Genomic DNA, 17,205 nt, shown 5'->3' on the forward strand with positions numbered 1-17,205 from the left:
CGGCCTTATTTGGTTGTCACACCCGGCAGCACACAGAGCAGCTCATACAGCAGGTTGGCCGCTGTCAGCGCCGTGTTGCCCGACGTGTCATAAGGCGGCGATACTTCGACCATATCGCAGCCCACAATATTCAAACCCCGCAGGGCGCGGATCAGTTCCAGCGCCTGCGGTGTGGTCAGCCCACCGATTTCCGGCGTGCCGGTACCCGGTGCATAGGCCGGGTCCAGACTATCGATATCATAGGAGACATAGACCGGCCTATTGCCGATATCGCGACGAATTTCCGCACCCATCCCGTGCAGGGAGCGGTTCCACAGCTCGCTTGCGGGGAAATGCTGAAACCCCCAGCGCTGCGCCTCCTTGAAATCATCCGCCCCGTAGCCTGTGCCGCGCAGGCCGATCTGATAGGTCTTGTCCGCGACGATCAGCCCCTCTTCATAGGCGCGCCTGAAGACCGTCCCGTGGGTCTCGCGCTCACCGAACATATCGTCGTTCACATCCGCATGGGCATCGACATGGACCAATGCGACAGGCCCGTATTTTTCCGCAATCGCGCGCAGGATCGGCAGGGTGATCGAATGATCGCCACCCATCGCGACCGGCGTCACGTCGCTGGACAGGATGGCGCTGTAGCTTTCCTGAATGATGCGCAGGCTGTCGGGCAGCGAGAACGTGTTGATCGCCAGATCGCCGATATCGCCAATGTTCAGACTGTCAAAGGGCGCCGCACCGCTGGTCATGTTATAAGGCCGGATCATCGCGCTTTCGGCGCGGATCTGCTTTGGCCCAAAGCGGGTCCCTGAGCGCCAGGAGGTGCCGATATCCATCGGCACACCCAGAATGGCCACATCCAGCCCCTCCAGAGAGGTCGCCTGCGGCAGCCGCATAAAGGTGTTCGGCCCGGAGAACCGCGCCAGATCATTGCCGCTGATCGGCTGGTTAAAGTCAGTCATCGGCCCGTAATTCTCCAGCTCAGAAGACAGATAATGCTCATGGCGACATGCGCGCCTGCGATGGCGGTGGCGCCGGTGGTGTCAAAGGGGGGCGACACTTCGACCACATCGCCGCCCAGGATGTTGATACCGCGCAGGTTTTTCAGGATGGCTTCGGCCTGCGCCGAGGTCAGACCGCCCCAGACCGGCGTGCCGGTGCCCGGCGCATAGGCCGGATCCAGACAGTCGATATCGAAGGTCAGGTAAACCGGCCGGTCACCCAGCACGTCGCGGATACGGCGCGCGGTTTCGTCCGGGCCAATCTCATGCACGGTGGGCGCGTCGATGGTGGGCACGCCGAGATTGTCCTCATTGGTGGTCCGAATACCCACCTGAACAGAGGTCTTGGGGTCAATGATGCCGGATTTCACCGCCTTGTAGAACATCGTGCCATGATCGACGCGGCTGAAATCATCATCCTGCCAGGTGTCACTATGGGCATCGAAATGCAGCAGCGAAATCGGGCCGTATTTCTCGGCATAGGCCTTGAGGATGGGGAAGGACACATAGTGGTCGCCACCGATGGCCACCGAAGCCGTATCGGTCGCCAGAATGCCGCGGATATGCTCGGTCAGCGTGTCGGGGAAGGCCGCGACATTGGCGTAGTCAAAGGCCAGATCGCCGTAGTCGACAATCGCCAGCTCGCTTGCCGGGCAAATGTCCCAGCCATAGGGGGCATCGGGGCTTTGCAGGGCCGAGGCTTCACGCACTGCGCGGGGGCCAAGCCTGGTGCCGGGGCGGTTCGTCACCGCCTGATCAAAGGGGATGCCTGTGACGGCAATATCCGCATGGGTCAGGTCCTTGGTGTAGCGGCGCCGCAGAAAGGACGTCGCCCCGCCAAAGGTGTTTTCAAAGCTCAACCCCTTCAGGTCGTCGCGGGTGAAGGCCTGATCGACCTGTTTCTTTGCGTCTTCTAGCGCCATGCAGACTGCTCCCTCTTCTCGGGTTGTGGCCATCTCCTAGCGAATGCGCGTGGCCTTGTCATCTGAAAGCCCCCGCGCTGTCGCCAGATCAGCTTGCGGGCTGTGCTTTCTCGACCAGACGGGCAAAAAACGAGGCACCGACCGGTGCGATATCGTCGTTGAAATCGTACTTTGGATGGTGCAGCCCAGCACTATTGCCCTGGCCCAGAAACAGATAGGCGCCGGGACGGGCCTGTAGCATATAAGAGAAATCTTCCGCCCCCATCTCGCGGCCGGCCTCGGCCTCGACATGCTCCGCGCCTGCGATCTCGGCCGCGACGGAGACCGCAAAATCGGTCTTGGCCGCGTCATTGATGGTCGCGGGATAACCAATCTCATAGTCCAGTTCCGCCTCGACCCCGTAGCTGGCCGCCTGCCCGGCCACGATCTCACCCATGCGCCGTATCACCATTTCCTGCACCCTGGGATCAAAGGTGCGCACGGTGCCGTTGATATAGGCCGTATCGGGGACCACATTGTCCACCGTGCCGGTGTGGATCTGCGTCACCGACACCACCAGATCATCCAGCGCGTAATGGTTGCGCGAGACGATGGTCTGGATCGCCTGGGCGATGCCGCAGGCCGCCATCACCGGGTCGCGGGTTTCATGGGGCATCGCGCCATGGCCGCCAACGCCCTGAATATGGATATGGAAACTATCCACCGCCGCCATCAGCGGACCCGGAGTTGTCATGAAATGCCCCTCCGGCAGACCCGGCGCATTGTGCAGCGCGTAGACCTCACCGATGTTGAACCGTTCCATGATCCCCTCTTCGACCATGATGCGCGCACCGCCGATGGCCTCCTCGGCGGGCTGGAAGATCAGCGCCACCCGGCCCTTGAAGTTGCGTGTTTCCGCCAGATATTTCGCCGCACCCAGCAGCATCGTCGTATGCCCATCGTGGCCGCAGGCGTGCATATTGCCGGCATGGGTCGAAGCATAGGCCGCACCGGTCTCCTCCGGGATTGGCAAGGCGTCCATGTCGGCGCGCAGACCGATACAGGGGGCATCCGCCGCGCTGCTCTCCTGACCGTTGATGATGGCCACGATGCCGGTCTTTGCGATCCCTTCATGCAGCTCGTCAACGCCGAAGTCCCGCAGCCGTTCCGCCACGAAGGCCGCTGTTTTCGGCAGATCCAGCGCCAGCTCGGGGATCTGGTGCAGATGCTGCCGCCAGGCTGTCATGTCCTCGGCATAATCGGCAATTCGGTTCACAACCGGCATGGGGGTGGACTCCTTGGTCAGACTCGGGATTGATGCATCTGACACAGGAACAAGAGCCGCCGCAATGCCCGATACCAACCTGATCCACGATGAAACCGCCGGTATCGACCGGCTCCTGCAGATCATGGCGTGCTTGCGCGACCCACAGCATGGCTGCCCCTGGGATATTGAACAGGACTTTGCCAGCATCGCGCCCTATACCATTGAAGAAGCTTACGAAGTTGCCGATGCAATTGAGCGCGAGGCCTGGGATGAGCTGAAGGGCGAGCTGGGGGATCTGCTGTTCCAGTCGGTGTTTCATGCGCAGATGGCGGCGGAGGCCGGGCATTTCACCTTTCAGGATGTGGTCACCACCATGTCCAACAAGATGGTCGCGCGCCATCCGCACGTCTTTGGTGACGAGAGCCGCGAGAAATCCGCCGACCAGCAGACCGCTGACTGGGAGGCGATCAAGGCCGCGGAGCGCGCAGGCAAGGCGCAACAGGGGACGCTGGACGGTGTGGCGGTCGGCCTGCCCGCCCTGCTGCGCGCCTACAAGCTGCAAAAACGCGCCGCACGTGTCGGCTTTGACTGGCCGTCGGCGGACAATGTGATCGCCAAGATCGTTGAAGAGGCCGCCGAGCTGGTAGAAGCCCGCGATAGCCTGAGCCAGGCCGAGGTGGAGGAGGAATTTGGCGATCTGATGTTTGTGATGGCCAATCTGGGCCGCCATCTGGGGGTGGAGCCGGAAGCCGCACTGCGGGCCGCCAATGCCAAGTTCACCCGCCGCTTTGAAGGGGTCGAGGCCAAGCTCTCCGACCGCGGCAAACGTCCCGAAGACAGTGACCTGGCGGAAATGGACGCGCTCTGGGACGAGGTAAAGGCAGAGGCGCGCGCGGCCACGCCATCCTGCGATGACTGACGCGCTGCCCACCGCGCGGTCTGTCGGGCCACGCGCCTTGTCCGCTCTCACCGCCAGCCCCATATCCTAAAGCATGTTGCGTCTAACCCCCATCCTTCTCGCCGTGATCTACGGGTTGGTCATGTACCGCCTGTCGGTCTGGCGCACCCATCGGGCCCTTGATCAGCAATCAACCGAGCTGGCCGATGCCCGCCTGCGCCAGCTGACGGATCGAATGGCAGCGGCGCTCGGCATCAGCCATATCCCGGTCTATATCTACGAGGTCGATCCGGTAAACGGGCTGGCGGCGCCGGATGGCCGGATCTTCATCACCCGTGGGTTCTATCGCAAATACCGCAATGGCGAGGTCAGCGATGTTGAACTGGCGTCGGTGATTGCACATGAGCTGGGCCATGTGGCGCTGGGGCACGCGCGAAAACGCATGATTGATTTTTCCGGGCAGAACGCGCTGCGCACGGCGCTGATGCTTATCATCGGCCGTTTCGTGCCTTTTGTCGGGCCCTGGATTGCCAATGTGCTGACCTCACTGCTGGCGGCGCGGCTGTCGCGCAGCGATGAATATGAGGCCGATGAATATGCCGCAGCACTGCTGACCAAGGCAGGGATCGGCATCGCTCCGCAGAAAAGCCTGTTTCGCAAGCTGGAAGAGCTGACACAGGCCCGCAGCGGCATGGCGCCCGCCTGGCTGATGAGCCACCCCAAGACCGAGGAGCGTATTGCCGCGCTGGACCGGCTCGAACAGCGCTGGAGTAAGGGAAAGAGCTGAAGATCAGGCCGCAAACCATTGGTTCACTGAAATTTACACAAGATCAAGCGCAACCGGGCGCGTCATCCCCCTTGGCCCGTGCGGCCGCCATCCCCATCTGTGGGCAACCAATCCCCCGTTGCAGGCGTTTCAGTCAGATATGTCCCTGCGGACACAAGACCTAACGACCCGCCTGGGCGGGCTCCCGGAGACCTACCATGCGCTATTCCGTTCTTGACCTTGCCCCCGTACCCGAAGGCCATGACATCGCTCAATCGCTGCGCAACAGCACTGATCTGGCACAGCGGGCCGAGGCCTGGGGATATCACCGCTACTGGCTGGCGGAGCATCACAATATGCCGGGGATCGCCAGTGCCGCCACCGCTGTTCTGATCGGCCATATCGCAGGACAGACCAAAACGATCCGGGTCGGTGCCGGGGGAATCATGCTGCCCAACCACGCCCCCTATATGGTGGCCGAAGCCTTTGGCACGCTGGCCAGCCTATATGGCAACCGCATTGATCTTGGGCTGGGACGCGCGCCCGGCACGGATCTGCAGACGGCCCGCGCCCTGCGTCGGGGCTTGCAAACCGGTGAGCGCAATCCCGATACCTTCCCGCATGATGTGATCGAGCTGATCAACTACCTTGGCCCCGAAACACCCGAAGCGCGGGTGCGGGCCTTTCCGGGACAGGGCACCAGGGTGCCGCTGTGGATCCTCGGCTCCAGCCTTTATGGGGCGCAGCTTGCGGCACAGCTGGGGCTGCCCTATGCCTTTGCTTCGCACTTTGCCCCCGCCGCGCTGGAGCAGGCGCTGGCCGCCTATCGCAGCGGCTTCCAGCCATCAGAGCATCTCGACGCCCCCCGCGCCATGATCGCGGTCAACGTCTTTGCCGCCGATACCGACCGCGAAGGGCAGCGGCTGAGAACCACCATGCAGCAGGCCTTTGCCCGGCTGCACGAAGGCAAACCGGGCAAGCTGCCGGCTCCGGTGGAGGATATCACCCAGCATATCGCCCCGCCGGTGCTGAACGGGGTGAATGAGGCGCTGCGGATTTCCGCGACCGGCAGCAAGGCCACGGTGGCCGCCGAACTGTCTGGTATTCTTGAGCGGTATCAACCGGATGAGATCATTCTGACCGGGCAGATCCATGACCACGATGCACGGCTGCGATCCTTTGAGATCGCCGCTGAGGTGCTGGGCGACATCTGAGCCGCGCCAAGGTCTCAGCGGCCGAGCACGCTAGGCCGCTGAGACCTTGGCCACCCTTGGCAGCCGCGCCTTCTTCAGCAGCGGGCGCAGCTCCCAGCCGCCGCCTGACAGCCGGTTTGCTTCGGCGAGCACAGCCGCAGCCACGCCCGAAATCCCGTCCGGATCCTGTCGCCACAGATCATAAAGCAGCTGGTCCGGGCCGATCCGTTCCAACCCCTCCTCGGCAAGCGTGTGGCGCGGGAAGTCCTTGTTGTTGACGGTCACGATCCCGTCGGCATGGCCGGCAATGGCGGCGGCCAACACATGGATATCGGCCACGTCCGGCAGCCAAAGCCGTGCTTCAACCGCCGCTGTCGGGGTGACGGCAGCCTTTGGCCAGGCCGCAGAGATCAGCGCGATCTCTGCCCGCGCCTGCGGCTCCCCCGCAGGACCGATCTTGCGCGCCGCCCGCGCCCATTCCTCAAGGATGCGCTGTGACCACAGCGGGGTGAAATGGCCAATCCGGGCTGCCCCCAGCAGCATCTCACGCATCACGGTCGGATAGAGGACACAGGCGTCCAGCAGCAGTTTCATGGCCTGATCAACCGCAACAGATCAGTCGAGCCGGAAGAACACAGCCTTCAGATAGCCGCTTTCGGCCAGCTGAGGCAGCTGTGGATGATCCGCCCCGGCATACCCGGTGTGCAACAGCTGGCTGCGCCGCCCGCCGCGCCCGATGCCACGCGCCGAGGCATTGCGGAATCGGCTGAGGTCAGCCGCATGCGAGCAGGAGCACAGCCCCAGATAGCCACCCGGCGCCACCAGAGGGGCGGCCAATTTGGCAATCCGCTCATAGGCCCGCAACCCCGCCTCAAGCGCCTGTTTCGACGGTGCGAAGGCTGGCGGATCGCAGATCACCACATCAAACTGCGCCCCTTCTTCGGCGAGCTGGGCCAGCACCTCAAAGGCATCGCCCTGCCGTGCACTAAACCGATCGCCAAAACCGCTGGCACCTGCGCCGTCCCGCGCCAGATCCAGCGCCGGAGCGGATCCGTCGACACAGGTTGCCGTCGCTGCGCCAGCCGCCAGCATCGCCAGACCAAAGCCGCCGACGTGGGAAAACACGTCAAGCACATTTGCGCCCGGCCTGACCAGCTTGGCGGCAAAGGCGTGATTGTCGCGCTGGTCGTAGAACAGGCCGGTTTTCTGCCCGCCGGTCAGATCCGCCATATAGGTGGCGCCATTCATGGACACTTCTACCGGCGCCTCGGGGGCGGTGCCGCGCAGGGCAGTGCTGATATCGTCCAGCCCTTCCAGGCTGCGCGTCCGGCCCGAGGCGTTTTTCAATACCGTTGTCACCCCGGTCACCGCCACCAGCGCCTCGGTCAGCGGTTCGATATGGGCTTCGGCCCAGGCGGCATTGGGCTGCACCACGCAGGTATCGCCAAAGCGGTCGATCACCACGCCGGGCAGACCATCGGATTCAGCATGGACCAGCCGGTAGAACGGCGCATCATACAGCTGTTCGCGCAGCTCCAGCGCGCGGCGCAGGCGGGCGCTGAACCACTCCACGCTCAGCTCGGCCGCAGGATCGCTGTCCAGCATCCGCGCGATGATCTTGCTTTCGGGGTTGACCGCAACCAGCCCCATCTGCGTCATCGCGTCGTCTTCCAGCACCGCCAGGGTGCCGGGTGCCAGTTTCCGGGTGCGCCGGTCGGTGACCAGTTCATTGGCATAGACCCAGGGAAAGCCGTGGCGCAGGGCACGGGCATTGGCTTTGGGTTTCAGTTTTACGCGGGCGCGCTCGGGCGCGGAGGAAGATGCTGTCATGCGCCTCTCTTACTCCCAACGACGCGCGGTTGAAAGGGCATCCGCAACGCAGAGACGATGCCTTGGTCGCGTCAGGCTCTGCGGCCCGATCCCGCGCGGCGCAAGTGAGTTCACCGCGGACGGGAACGCCAGCCGCCGCGCCTGCGAGGCCTGTCGGCAGCCTCCTGCCCCTCGCGCAGAACAGCCGTCATCGGGTGATCGGGATGCACTGCCGCAAGCTGCTCCACGAGCGCGATGGTTGCCACACGGCTGTCGACCCCATCAGGCAGGCTCAGCGCCCAATCCAGAAAGATGCTGCGGCATTCGCCCTCGCCAATCCCCTCGATACGGTAGCTTTCCCGGATCAACCCCTTGGGATCAAGACGCGCCAGCTGCGCCGCATCAACCGTCGCCTCATTCGTCATGGCCTGTCGCCCCCTCTCTCTCCAATGCGGCGGCGATGATGTCACCGCATCTGCCGTAGCTCTCGGTCAGCGTCGCCTCCAGCGCGGCGAGATCGTCATAGCCGGTGCTGCGACACAGAAAGAGCGCGCCGCCCTCTCCCAATGTCCGTGCATCAATTGCCTTGCCCGAGACCAGCCGCGCCGCCGTCTGTACCGACCAGAATAGATCATAGCCGCGCTGCAATTCCGCTGCATCTGCGGCATCCAGCCAGCCACAGGCGACAGCGCCCGCCAGCCCGGCGGCGACGTCCTGCCCGGTGGCATCGCTCAGCAGGACCCCGGCCTGGGCGATCAGCTCGATATCCATCAGCCGACCCGCGCCGGTCTTGGCGTCCCAGGGACCTGTCGGCACCTTGGCAGCGGCCAGACGGGCGCGCATTTTGGCGACCTCGGGCAGGATCGCCGCGCGGCTGCGCGGCGCCCCGAGAAAACCCGCTCGAAATGCGTTGATATCCTGTGCCAGCCCCTCCGCACCCGGTGCAGGCACAGCCGCCATCACCCGCGCCCGGGTCAGCGCCAGATGTTCCCAGACCCAGGCGTCATTGCGCTGATACGCGCAGAAGCTCTCGAGGCTCGTGGCCACCGGGCCTTGGGTGCCGGAGGGTCGCAGCCGCATGTCCACCTCATAGAGCTGCCCCTGCGACATACGCGCAGTCAGCGCCGTGATCAGCGCCTGGGTCAGCCGCGCATAATACGGGCGTGTCGCCAGCGGTCGCGGCCCCTCCGAGGCCTCCGCGGTTCCGGGGTCATAAATCACGATCAGGTCGAGATCCGACAGCGCATTGATCCGCCCCGCACCCAGCGATCCCATGGCCAGAACCGCCGCCCCGCGCCCCGGAGGCGTTCCGTGTTTCTTTGCAAACTGCTGCAGGACAACCGGCGCCACCCCGGCAATCACCACCTCGGCCAGTTCGGCATATTGCGCCCCTGCGGTGGCAGCATCGATCAGCCCGCGCAGATGATGCACCCCGATACGGAAATGCCACTCCTTGCACCAGCGCCGGGTGGCATCCAGCTGGGTTTCATAATCCTCTTCCTGCGCCAGCACCGCCGCAAGCGACTGGCAGAGCCCCTCCCGCTTGGGCCAGTCACTGAAGAAAGAGCCGCCGATCACAGCATCGAATACCCCGGAATTACGCGACAGATAGCTCGCCAGCGTACCAGAGGTGCCGACAATATCTATCAGCAAATCAATCAGTTGCGGGTTGGCTTCAAAGAGTGAAAACAGCTGCACACCGGCAGGCAGCCCCGCCAGGAACCCATCCAGCGCCACCAGCGCCTCGGCCGGCTGGGCGGTGCGGGACAGCCGCGCCAGCAGCTCCGGTTTCAGCCGCTCGAATATCTGCGCACCGCGCGCCGAGCGTAGCGCAGGATAGGTCGGCCAGCGCGCCAGGATATCGCCATCCAGAGCCTCCGGCACCGCCGCGGCCGGTTGCGGCCTTGGCACATCCGGGGCAAAGAACCCCTCGGTCAGCTCATGCACCTCCTGCAACCGCCCACGGATCTCCGCCTGCAGCGCCTGCGGGTCGCGGTCCATCAGACAGGCAATCCTGGCAATGCCATCTTCGGACTGCGGCACCCGGTGGGTCTGGGCGTCATGCACCATCTGGATGCGGTGCTCCACCTCGCGGTGGGCAATGTAATGCGCGCTGAGCTGCGCGCAGGCCTCCTGCGGCACCCAGCCCTTGGCCGCGAGCGCGGTCAGCCCGTCGAGCGTGCCGCGCTGGCGCAGGCTCTCATCCCGCCCGCCGGCGATCAGCTGCCGGGTCTGGGTAAAGAACTCGATCTCGCGGATGCCGCCACGCCCCAGTTTCATGTCATGGCCGGGCACCGTCAGTGGCCCGCCGGTCCCCTTGTTTTCGCGGATCCGCAAACGCATGTCATGGGCGTCCTGAATCGCCGCGAAATCCAGATGCCGCCGCCAGACAAAGGGGCGCAGCGTCTGCAGGAACTCGGCCCCCGCCTTCAGATCCCCGGCGCAGGGGCGCGCCTTGATATAGGCGGCGCGCTCCCAGGTGCGCCCGAGGCTCTCGTAATAGCGCTCCGCCGCCTCCATCGCCATGGCCACCGGTGTAACCGCCGGGTCGGGCCGCAAGCGCAGATCGGTACGGAAGACATAGCCGTCGGCAGTGCGTTCGCTCAGTACCGTGCACATGTTGCGCGTCGCCCGCACCATGCCCTGACGCGCCTCATAGAAATCGGCCGGATCAAACCGTGTCTCGTCAAACAGGCAGATCATGTCGATGTCGGAGCTGTAGTTGAGCTCATAGGCGCCCATCTTGCCCATGGCCAGCAGGGTCAACCCGCCGGCGGTCTCCACATCGGCCTCGGTCAGGCCCGGCAGTTTCTGACGGCGGATCAGTGCGGCAATTTCCGCCTTGATCGCCCGATCGGCGCAGAGTTCGGCAAATTGCGTCAGCGCCGTGGTCACCTGCATCAGATCCCAGGCCCCGGCCAGATCGCAAAGCCCGCTCAGCAGCGCAAGTCGGCGCTTGGCCTGCCGCAGCCCCGGCTTCAGCTGATCCGGTGCCAAACCGCGCACAGCCTCCATGATCTTACCAAGCGCGACCAGCGGATCCGCCAGTGCGGGGGCCAGCCAGGCGGCCTCGCGGGTGATCAGCTCCTTCAGATAGGGGCTGGAGCCCGCCGCCCCTGCGACCAGGCGCGCCTCATCGCCGCCAAGGTCCGGCACAAGCGCAAGCGCATCGCCGGCCAGATCCGCATCAAATGCCCGTGGAAGGCGCTGAATATCAATCGACTGTCCCATCCGCAGACACTGGGGTGAGACGCCGCCGTCGTCAATTGAGGAAACCACCCTTTGGCCCTGCCAGAGTTCAAAAGGTTACGTAAGGTAAGGAATACCGGAATAGCCCTTTTATGAATGAGACATTAATGCTGGTACTGCGGCTGCGCTCAAGTTCCGGGGGCATGTCAGACAGCGTCTTAGTAACCAGTGAACCAGTGACCGACCGGCACCCTAGCATTGCCAAAATTGCGATACAACGCGTGTTCAGGTCATCGGATATGTATCACAAAGTCTGACAGCAAAGCGCAGCCGTTTATCTCCTGTTAGGAGACAATTTATATTGCAGTAACCGGAAGAGGCCGGGGGAATCCGGACAAACGCGGATGAAGCCTAAAAAATTGGGCTTTCAAGAGGGTTTTAAAGGCTCGGGCCAAAATGGCGCTTGTCTTGCACAACTTGAAAATCGGGCGACTTTGGGGCCGATGTCGAAAACTGAGACAGTTCAAGTTTCAAATTATCCGGGGCTACCTGCCTCTATGCTGCCCAGGCTTCCCAGCGTAGCGCACAGCAGCGCCCACCTGCCCTGTCGGCCTTCATTGTAAGGCTGTGAGGGCATAGCCCCAGCCAAAACGGCACCACCACAGCAGCGCCGCAAGATCCCAATAAGCGCGCTTATGTTGAGTTTCTAACCGCAGTGTAGCCCACCGAACTTGGAACTAGCGCACCATCGGAAGGGTCAGTTCCTAGAACGGGATTAGCTCCATAAAATCAAATAGATGAACGAATACAACTGTTTTGTCCATTGCTCGTAACTTGGAACGGTTTCAAGGTAGGCTCGCGATACTGCTGCCATTGGCAGCACATGCGCCCAGGGCATACCAGATGCGCGTTACGAACCAGGTGCATACATTGTGATGCACGCCGCGCTCAAGTTTGCGAATACTGGCGAGAAGGGAGAACGACGGTCAGACCGAGCACAATCAACCCTGAGTGGTTGAGCAGATCCTTTTTCAAGGCTAGAAAGGAACGCAGCAGACAAATTTTGGAATTTGATGACTATGCTTGAAGTAAAGAAGGTCTTTGTAAGTCGTTTGATATTACATGATGACAACCCTCGTTTTGAGGGTCTCCTTGAGGAAACAAGAGCCATTGAAGCGCTGTGCAAGGGTGAAAAAGTTGTCGAGTTAGCGCGAGACATAGCCAAGAACGGTTTGTCCCCCCTCGAACGCTTCATGGTATTCCAAGAAGACCTTGAGGATGATCCTAAAGATGCAAATTACATCGTAGCAGAAGGCAACAGGCGTTTGTGCGCGCTGAAGCTGCTTAAGGATCCTAGAAAAGCTCCCAGCCAACACAAGGCGGTCTTCAAAAAGTTGGCAAAGAACTACAACGCCCCAAGAAAAATCGAAGTCGTTGTAGTGGAAGATGAGGATGAACGCATAAAGTGGATCACACGTGCTCATGCTGGAGCTAGCAATGGCTTAGGGCGCAAACAGTGGGACACTTCACAGAAAACGCGCTACTTTCAAAACCCTAGAAACCTTCGTGGTCAGGCAGTCTTGGACTATGCCGTTGAACGGTGCCTTATTCGGAGCGACGACTCAGAAAATGTTCTATCCCATTTGGTTCGCCTCCTAGGGAACCCTGTTATGAGATCCGCACTAGGTATCCAATTTGACAAAGACGCTAGCCTAGTGTTGCGAGATCGCCCTCTTGAGGATTTCGACAAGCTACTCTCCTGGTTGCTGGAAGAAGCGAAAATCAAGAAGCTGGGCTCTCAAGCCAAGAGTGCCCCAATCGCTGCTAAGGCCAAGTTGCTAGAAGCAGAGTTAGGATGTTCCGCCGAAAGATTGGAGGAAGCGATTCCCCTTTGGAAGGACCTGGAAAATTCATCTCCGGAACCGCAACCTGAAAGTTACTCGCCCCCTCCAGACAACGTGGCTAGTACGGAGGCGACGGCATCAACTGATGTAGCAGAAACCCGGAATTCTGGTGCAGCTACAACCATCCCGGCAAGCCAACCAGCAACGGTCGATCAGAGTGCCATTTCCATAAAACGCCCTATCAGGCCTCAACCTAGCAAGCTTCTGCAATACTCAGAAGACGTGTACGAGCACTTAGTTGAGTTGAAAAACGAAAAGTTCAGTAGCTTGTACTACTCACTTTCCTCGATCCCGGTGAAGGATCACGTACCAGCTCTCTACGTTGTCATCTGGTCGTTTTTGGACAGTCTTTCTGTGGCGTTGGGCCGACACGAAAGTGGAAATATTAGCGCGCACTGGGGTAAAAAGAACTTGTCGGCACGTAAGGACTTGGGCTACTCAAAAGAACAAGTTAACACTGTAGAGAATGCTGTGATCCGTGTGCATCAGCATGGCAATGAAACCAAGCACAACAGGTCCGCCGCCGGTTTTGACGCCGCTCAATTGAGTTCAGACTGGAAAGTAATCCTGCCTGTAATAGAGTTTGACCTTCGAAAGCACCTCAAAAAATGACCCGAACCGCATCACCACTGCGTTACCCCGGTGGAAAATCGTGTCTTTTCAAGGTGATGAAGGATATACTTCGCGAAAACGACTTACTACACCGTACTTACGCTGAGCCATACGCTGGAGGTGCTGGACTGGCTTTGGCTTTGCTATTTGATGGCGCAGCTAGAGAAGTTCACCTAAATGACCTGGATGCTTCAATATGGTCTTTTTGGCATTCAGCACTTGAAGAAACAGATGCATTAATTGATCGAATACTAAATGCTGATTTATCGATTCAAGAATGGAAGCATCAACGGGAAATCTACCGTGAACGAGATTTCTCGGACCCCCTGAAACTTGGGTTTGCTACATTTTATCTTAACCGCACAAATCGGTCCGGAATAATCGCGCAGGGAGGCGTAATTGGTGGCTTGGCTCAAAAAGGCAACTACCTCATGGACTGTCGGTTCAATAAGATTGACCTCGTAGAGCGCATACAAAGGGTTGCAGCGTACAAGGACGAAATTCACTTGCATCGGCTTGATGCATTAGATTTTTTGAAACGCGCAAAATCTTTGCTGCCCGCTAAAGCACTCTTATGCGTAGATCCACCGTATTTCAACAAGGGATCTCAGCTTTACACTAGCTTCTATCGACCTGACGATCATGCCGCTCTGGCCAAAGTAATACAGCGCTTAGACATCCCTTGGGTCGTCACATATGATAACGCGGAGGAAATTCGCAACCTTTACGCAGATTCTAGGTTGCATAGCTTTGACCTACAATACTCCGTCCAAACAAAGCGCCTTGGGAACGAGCTGCTAATAGCACCCAGCCATCTTCAATTGCCGGATCTGTGGCTGGAGCGCCGTCTAGCTTCATGAAATTTGGACGATCCGCGACGCGAGAATGGGCATTAACTTAGACGTAATAAATTGACCTACTACAGCCGCCGACTAGTTCGGCCCACATAGTGGCGGCCGTGCACTCAGTACTGCTATCGCAGCACTGAGTGTGACAGACGTACCGTAAGCGCCATTATTTCAAATTTTCGGTTCGCGACAGCTTCGCTGAACCTGAGAGCAGTTTTCGCCACATCTTAGACCACATCGGCTCGCTCTTGGTGACAACGAGTTAGAGGCTGTACGCGCAAATCATGCCGCCCTGAGGAATTAGCAAGCGCTGTTGGCGTAGCATACGTGAGGAATAGCTTTTCATTTACAGCCGGATCGCAGGCCATCACAAATGCCCAATATTCACGCTGATCATCTTCGCACAAATAGCGGTTCGCCTGCCTTTGAACCCTATATCCAAACCTTCTAAGTAGTACGCCGAGTGCTCGGGGCGAAAGTGACAGTAGACTGGTAGCCCCAAGCCAATGTGTGCCCCGACACAAACCAGCCACAACCAACTTAGCTTCGACGCTATAAGAAGAATTTTCCGCCAATCTGTCGTCGGTGACAAAGCGTGTACATTCCCACGCGGAGTGATCCGTCGGGTAAACGTCCATCAACCCTTCAGGAATACCCTCCAGCTTCCCATCGGCTGCATCTTTCAACATATAGGTCCACCGGCCATACGCTGCGCCACAGGACAACGCTCGCGCACCGGCAACAACACAGTCGTCATCGGTGACAATAGAGTACACTGCACCCGGCCTGTCATATTGGTCGCTCTCCAGCCCACCCTCGTGCGCTAACGCCCAACCCAGCTCGTCAACCAGCTTGCGCTTCCTCAGGGCAAAAAAACCCTCTAGAACCCCTGAATAACTCGATCTCTGTGCAAATGAAAAAACATGTAGCTTCATGGCGTTCTCCTAATAGAAACGCCATGTTCATCCGGTCGACAAGCTTGTGAATCGATAAGCGCTAAATCAAGCCATATTTTATCACAAGTGATATAAGCTGAGCGGTGGATGTCGCTTCGACCGCCTGCATCGCAGTTTGCCTTCGTTGCCGAACTGTCTCAAGCTTGACCCCTAGCCTCTCTGCAATTTCCCGGTCCTGGTATCCTGCACACATCAGTCTGATAACATCTTTTGACTTCTCTTTGATCGTATACCGGCAGGACTCACGATGGTGGACGGCATGGATCGAATAGAGCGCCGCTTTCGCCAATCGACGCTCCGTATCTCCCCATTTCGACCCTGAACAACTTAATATAGAGACCTGACCATCGACGTGGATGGACAGTGTATTACCGCAGTCTAGACCGAAACGAGCCGCATCATCGAAAAACTTGTTGGAAGTTGGGTAATGTCGTCTCAGATCGCCCCAAGTCGTGAAGCCAGTTGCAGATTTGCCAAAGTGGATGGTGGGGTCTAGGTCAAAATATCGTTGCACTAGATAGTGATCGATCCACTCCCTTGAGTAAGTAGACTTCATGAACACAGGTTCTGCGCCGTCGAAGCCAACACCGAGCGAGAAGCCTTTGTTCGAAATCTCTTCCAGGGTACGCAAATGCACCCTCATTATATCATTAATCATATTGGACACACACGCTGCATATGTAATGACCATACTTAATACCGCATTGCGGTATTATCACAAGTAATACTTTTCTGGACCAGGCGAGACAATGAACAGCAACGGAATAACGGCTCGCACCCTCGAACTCATTCTTAAGCGCGTAGCTGAGCAGAATGCGGCCAAGCCAGGAAAAGGAATACAGGCGTTTAGAGACGCGATGGAAACCGCTCTGTCAGAAAGATCGGGAACTTGCGACCAACCGACTGACTAAGTCGGCATCACTCTCAGTAAGGTCACTCGACTTCGATATAACCTCGCGCTCGCCAGCGGACGGGCTATCTGAAAAAAGATACGCCATCTCTATATTCGCGACTTCGCAGATTCTCAGAATTCTTGCCACCGTCGGATTGAAGCGACCATTCAGGATCTTACTAACGTACTCGTCGTTATTACCCGCTGCTACTGAGACCTCTCCGTAGTCCAAGCCACGGTCATCCAACGCCTGTCTTAGGCGTTTGCGCCACACCTCAGTGTCGACACCACTCACCGCTTGGCTTCTATCAATCGGTCCAACCATGATTGCATCATACAGGGAATTATAGTTCCCGCAATCGGGAATATAAGTCCCCAGGAGAGCGTCTGATCACAATAAATCGCCCTATACTTCTATCTAATCGACTTATGGTGTTGAGTTGATAGAAGTTTAGTTCTATCGTGTCGAACTACAGGAGGATGCGATGACGCCGAACACGATTATTTCACAGATGAGCGGGCGACAGTTTGCCAAACTCTTGAACAGAGAGTTTACAGCCGCAAACCGAGGATTGGGAAAACTCTCTTATGCCGAGCTGGGCCGCTCATGCGGTGTGACAGGTAAGTGGCTACGCAAACTTGCCGAGCAGCAAGGAACACCTTCAACCCTGACCATACGACTAGTGCTCTACACCTTAGGCTACGAGGTCGATGGACCTGAGGAAGATGTTGTTCCTCACCTGCAAGGCAAAGATTGTTACATTGATGCGCTGCACAGTCCAAATCGCCCCCGTAAGCAACTCACGGCAAACGACATTGCGTTAAGCGCCGAGAGCGCAGGTGAGCCGACATGAGAACGTCTGAGGTTCTTTCCCCGATAGCATGCGGCGACAATGTCCTCGTCGCTAAATCGGGTAACTACCCCAGCGGCCATGGGGATGCGCCGCTGGGGGCTTTTCAGCGCAACGTAGCAGCCG

General features: G+C 59.2%; 16 protein-coding genes. 6 read left to right on the top strand and 10 right to left on the bottom strand.

Annotated features, from left to right (window positions below; translation table 11 throughout):
* Nucleotides 1-5: 5 nt before the first annotated feature.
* The 3 genes from speB (VXL81_RS16850) to VXL81_RS16860 all read right to left on the bottom strand — a co-directional run bounded on the left by speB (VXL81_RS16850) (nt 6) and on the right by VXL81_RS16860 (nt 3,179).
* Nucleotides 6-953, bottom strand: coding sequence for an agmatinase (gene speB / locus VXL81_RS16850; protein WP_340545892.1), 948 nt, complete (start codon nt 951-953; stop codon nt 6-8).
* Complete coding sequence (speB, locus tag VXL81_RS16855; protein WP_416539765.1) at nt 950-1,915, bottom strand: agmatinase; 966 nt, start codon at nt 1,913-1,915, stop codon at nt 950-952. The genes speB (VXL81_RS16850) and speB (VXL81_RS16855) overlap by 4 nt, the downstream gene beginning before the upstream one ends.
* An 88-nt stretch (nt 1,916-2,003) precedes the next feature.
* A complete protein-coding gene (locus VXL81_RS16860; RefSeq protein ID WP_416542140.1) occupies nt 2,004-3,179 on the bottom strand; it encodes a M20 aminoacylase family protein in 1,176 nt (391 codons plus the stop codon).
* A gap of 64 nt (nt 3,180-3,243) precedes the next feature.
* Here VXL81_RS16860 and mazG point away from each other — a divergent pair, with 64 nt between their 5' ends.
* The 3 genes from mazG to VXL81_RS16875 all read left to right on the top strand — a co-directional run bounded on the left by mazG (nt 3,244) and on the right by VXL81_RS16875 (nt 6,039).
* The gene (gene mazG, locus VXL81_RS16865; protein ID WP_340545895.1) at nt 3,244-4,080 is read left to right on the top strand and encodes a nucleoside triphosphate pyrophosphohydrolase; all 837 of its coding nucleotides are present in this window, start codon (nt 3,244-3,246) and stop codon (nt 4,078-4,080) included.
* A 73-nt stretch (nt 4,081-4,153) separates the two neighbouring features.
* The gene (locus tag VXL81_RS16870) at nt 4,154-4,846 is read left to right on the top strand and encodes a M48 family metallopeptidase (protein ID WP_340545896.1); all 693 of its coding nucleotides are present in this window, start codon (nt 4,154-4,156) and stop codon (nt 4,844-4,846) included.
* 197 nt (nt 4,847-5,043) lie between these two features.
* A complete protein-coding gene (locus tag VXL81_RS16875) occupies nt 5,044-6,039 on the top strand; it encodes an LLM class flavin-dependent oxidoreductase (protein WP_416555282.1) in 996 nt (331 codons plus the stop codon).
* 30 nt (nt 6,040-6,069) lie between these two features.
* Here the strand turns inward: VXL81_RS16875 and VXL81_RS16880 are convergent, their stop codons facing one another.
* The 4 genes from VXL81_RS16880 to VXL81_RS16895 all read right to left on the bottom strand — a co-directional run bounded on the left by VXL81_RS16880 (nt 6,070) and on the right by VXL81_RS16895 (nt 11,058).
* Complete coding sequence (locus tag VXL81_RS16880; RefSeq protein WP_416555284.1) at nt 6,070-6,612, bottom strand: RSP_2648 family PIN domain-containing protein; 543 nt, start codon at nt 6,610-6,612, stop codon at nt 6,070-6,072.
* Nucleotides 6,613-6,633: 21 nt separating this feature from the next.
* A complete protein-coding gene (locus tag VXL81_RS16885; protein ID WP_416555286.1) occupies nt 6,634-7,848 on the bottom strand; it encodes an RSP_2647 family RNA methyltransferase in 1,215 nt (404 codons plus the stop codon).
* Between the two features lie 110 nt (nt 7,849-7,958).
* The gene (locus tag VXL81_RS16890) at nt 7,959-8,252 is read right to left on the bottom strand and encodes a hypothetical protein (RefSeq protein ID WP_340545900.1); all 294 of its coding nucleotides are present in this window, start codon (nt 8,250-8,252) and stop codon (nt 7,959-7,961) included.
* On the bottom strand, nt 8,242-11,058 hold the full coding sequence (locus VXL81_RS16895) for a glutamine-synthetase adenylyltransferase (protein WP_416555288.1): 2,817 nt from the start codon (nt 11,056-11,058) through the stop codon (nt 8,242-8,244). Before VXL81_RS16895 ends, VXL81_RS16890 begins: the two co-directional genes overlap by 11 nt.
* A gap of 1,031 nt (nt 11,059-12,089) precedes the next feature.
* Here VXL81_RS16895 and VXL81_RS16900 point away from each other — a divergent pair.
* Both VXL81_RS16900 and VXL81_RS16905 read left to right on the top strand, forming a co-directional pair.
* Nucleotides 12,090-13,532 (top strand): hypothetical protein, encoded by a 1,443-nt coding sequence (locus VXL81_RS16900; RefSeq protein WP_416555290.1) that lies wholly within the window; start codon nt 12,090-12,092, stop codon nt 13,530-13,532.
* Nucleotides 13,529-14,392 (top strand): DNA adenine methylase, encoded by an 864-nt coding sequence (locus tag VXL81_RS16905; protein ID WP_416555292.1) that lies wholly within the window; start codon nt 13,529-13,531, stop codon nt 14,390-14,392. Before VXL81_RS16900 ends, VXL81_RS16905 begins: the two co-directional genes overlap by 4 nt.
* A gap of 215 nt (nt 14,393-14,607) precedes the next feature.
* Here VXL81_RS16905 and VXL81_RS16910 read toward each other — a convergent pair whose 3' ends face one another.
* The 3 genes from VXL81_RS16910 to VXL81_RS16920 form a co-directional block, all read right to left on the bottom strand.
* Nucleotides 14,608-15,315, bottom strand: a complete 708-nt coding sequence (locus tag VXL81_RS16910; protein ID WP_416555294.1) for an acyl-homoserine-lactone synthase — start codon at nt 15,313-15,315, stop codon at nt 14,608-14,610.
* Between the two features lie 61 nt (nt 15,316-15,376).
* On the bottom strand, nt 15,377-16,027 hold the full coding sequence (locus VXL81_RS16915; protein ID WP_416555296.1) for an autoinducer binding domain-containing protein: 651 nt from the start codon (nt 16,025-16,027) through the stop codon (nt 15,377-15,379).
* Nucleotides 16,028-16,208: 181 nt separating this feature from the next.
* A complete protein-coding gene (locus VXL81_RS16920; protein ID WP_061047892.1) occupies nt 16,209-16,553 on the bottom strand; it encodes a helix-turn-helix domain-containing protein in 345 nt (114 codons plus the stop codon).
* Between the two features lie 160 nt (nt 16,554-16,713).
* Between VXL81_RS16920 and VXL81_RS16925 the strand changes: the two genes are divergently transcribed.
* Complete coding sequence (locus VXL81_RS16925) at nt 16,714-17,082, top strand: hypothetical protein (protein WP_061047881.1); 369 nt, start codon at nt 16,714-16,716, stop codon at nt 17,080-17,082.
* Nucleotides 17,083-17,205 lie beyond the last annotated feature (123 nt).

It is taken from the genome of Phaeobacter sp. JH204B (assembly GCF_048055755.1).
Taxonomy (GTDB): domain Bacteria; phylum Pseudomonadota; class Alphaproteobacteria; order Rhodobacterales; family Rhodobacteraceae; genus Phaeobacter; species Phaeobacter bryozoorum.

What these genes read in the sequence shown, in the direction of transcription:
- speB (WP_340545892.1), bottom strand. Translation starts at nt 953, where the DNA reads ATGACTGACTTTAACCAGCCGATCAGCGGCAATGATCTGGCGCGGTTC.
- speB (WP_416539765.1), bottom strand. Translation starts at nt 1,915, where the DNA reads ATGGCGCTAGAAGACGCAAAGAAACAGGTCGATCAGGCCTTCACCCGC.
- VXL81_RS16860 (WP_416542140.1), bottom strand. Translation starts at nt 3,179, where the DNA reads ATGCCGGTTGTGAACCGAATTGCCGATTATGCCGAGGACATGACAGCC.
- mazG (WP_340545895.1), top strand. Translation starts at nt 3,244, where the DNA reads ATGCCCGATACCAACCTGATCCACGATGAAACCGCCGGTATCGACCGG.
- VXL81_RS16870 (WP_340545896.1), top strand. Translation starts at nt 4,154, where the DNA reads ATGTTGCGTCTAACCCCCATCCTTCTCGCCGTGATCTACGGGTTGGTC.
- VXL81_RS16875 (WP_416555282.1), top strand. Translation starts at nt 5,044, where the DNA reads ATGCGCTATTCCGTTCTTGACCTTGCCCCCGTACCCGAAGGCCATGAC.
- VXL81_RS16880 (WP_416555284.1), bottom strand. Translation starts at nt 6,612, where the DNA reads ATGAAACTGCTGCTGGACGCCTGTGTCCTCTATCCGACCGTGATGCGT.
- VXL81_RS16885 (WP_416555286.1), bottom strand. Translation starts at nt 7,848, where the DNA reads ATGACAGCATCTTCCTCCGCGCCCGAGCGCGCCCGCGTAAAACTGAAA.
- VXL81_RS16890 (WP_340545900.1), bottom strand. Translation starts at nt 8,252, where the DNA reads ATGACGAATGAGGCGACGGTTGATGCGGCGCAGCTGGCGCGTCTTGAT.
- VXL81_RS16895 (WP_416555288.1), bottom strand. Translation starts at nt 11,058, where the DNA reads ATGGGACAGTCGATTGATATTCAGCGCCTTCCACGGGCATTTGATGCG.
- VXL81_RS16900 (WP_416555290.1), top strand. Translation starts at nt 12,090, where the DNA reads ATGACTATGCTTGAAGTAAAGAAGGTCTTTGTAAGTCGTTTGATATTA.
- VXL81_RS16905 (WP_416555292.1), top strand. Translation starts at nt 13,529, where the DNA reads ATGACCCGAACCGCATCACCACTGCGTTACCCCGGTGGAAAATCGTGT.
- VXL81_RS16910 (WP_416555294.1), bottom strand. Translation starts at nt 15,315, where the DNA reads ATGAAGCTACATGTTTTTTCATTTGCACAGAGATCGAGTTATTCAGGG.
- VXL81_RS16915 (WP_416555296.1), bottom strand. Translation starts at nt 16,027, where the DNA reads ATGGTCATTACATATGCAGCGTGTGTGTCCAATATGATTAATGATATA.
- VXL81_RS16920 (WP_061047892.1), bottom strand. Translation starts at nt 16,553, where the DNA reads ATGGTTGGACCGATTGATAGAAGCCAAGCGGTGAGTGGTGTCGACACT.
- VXL81_RS16925 (WP_061047881.1), top strand. Translation starts at nt 16,714, where the DNA reads ATGACGCCGAACACGATTATTTCACAGATGAGCGGGCGACAGTTTGCC.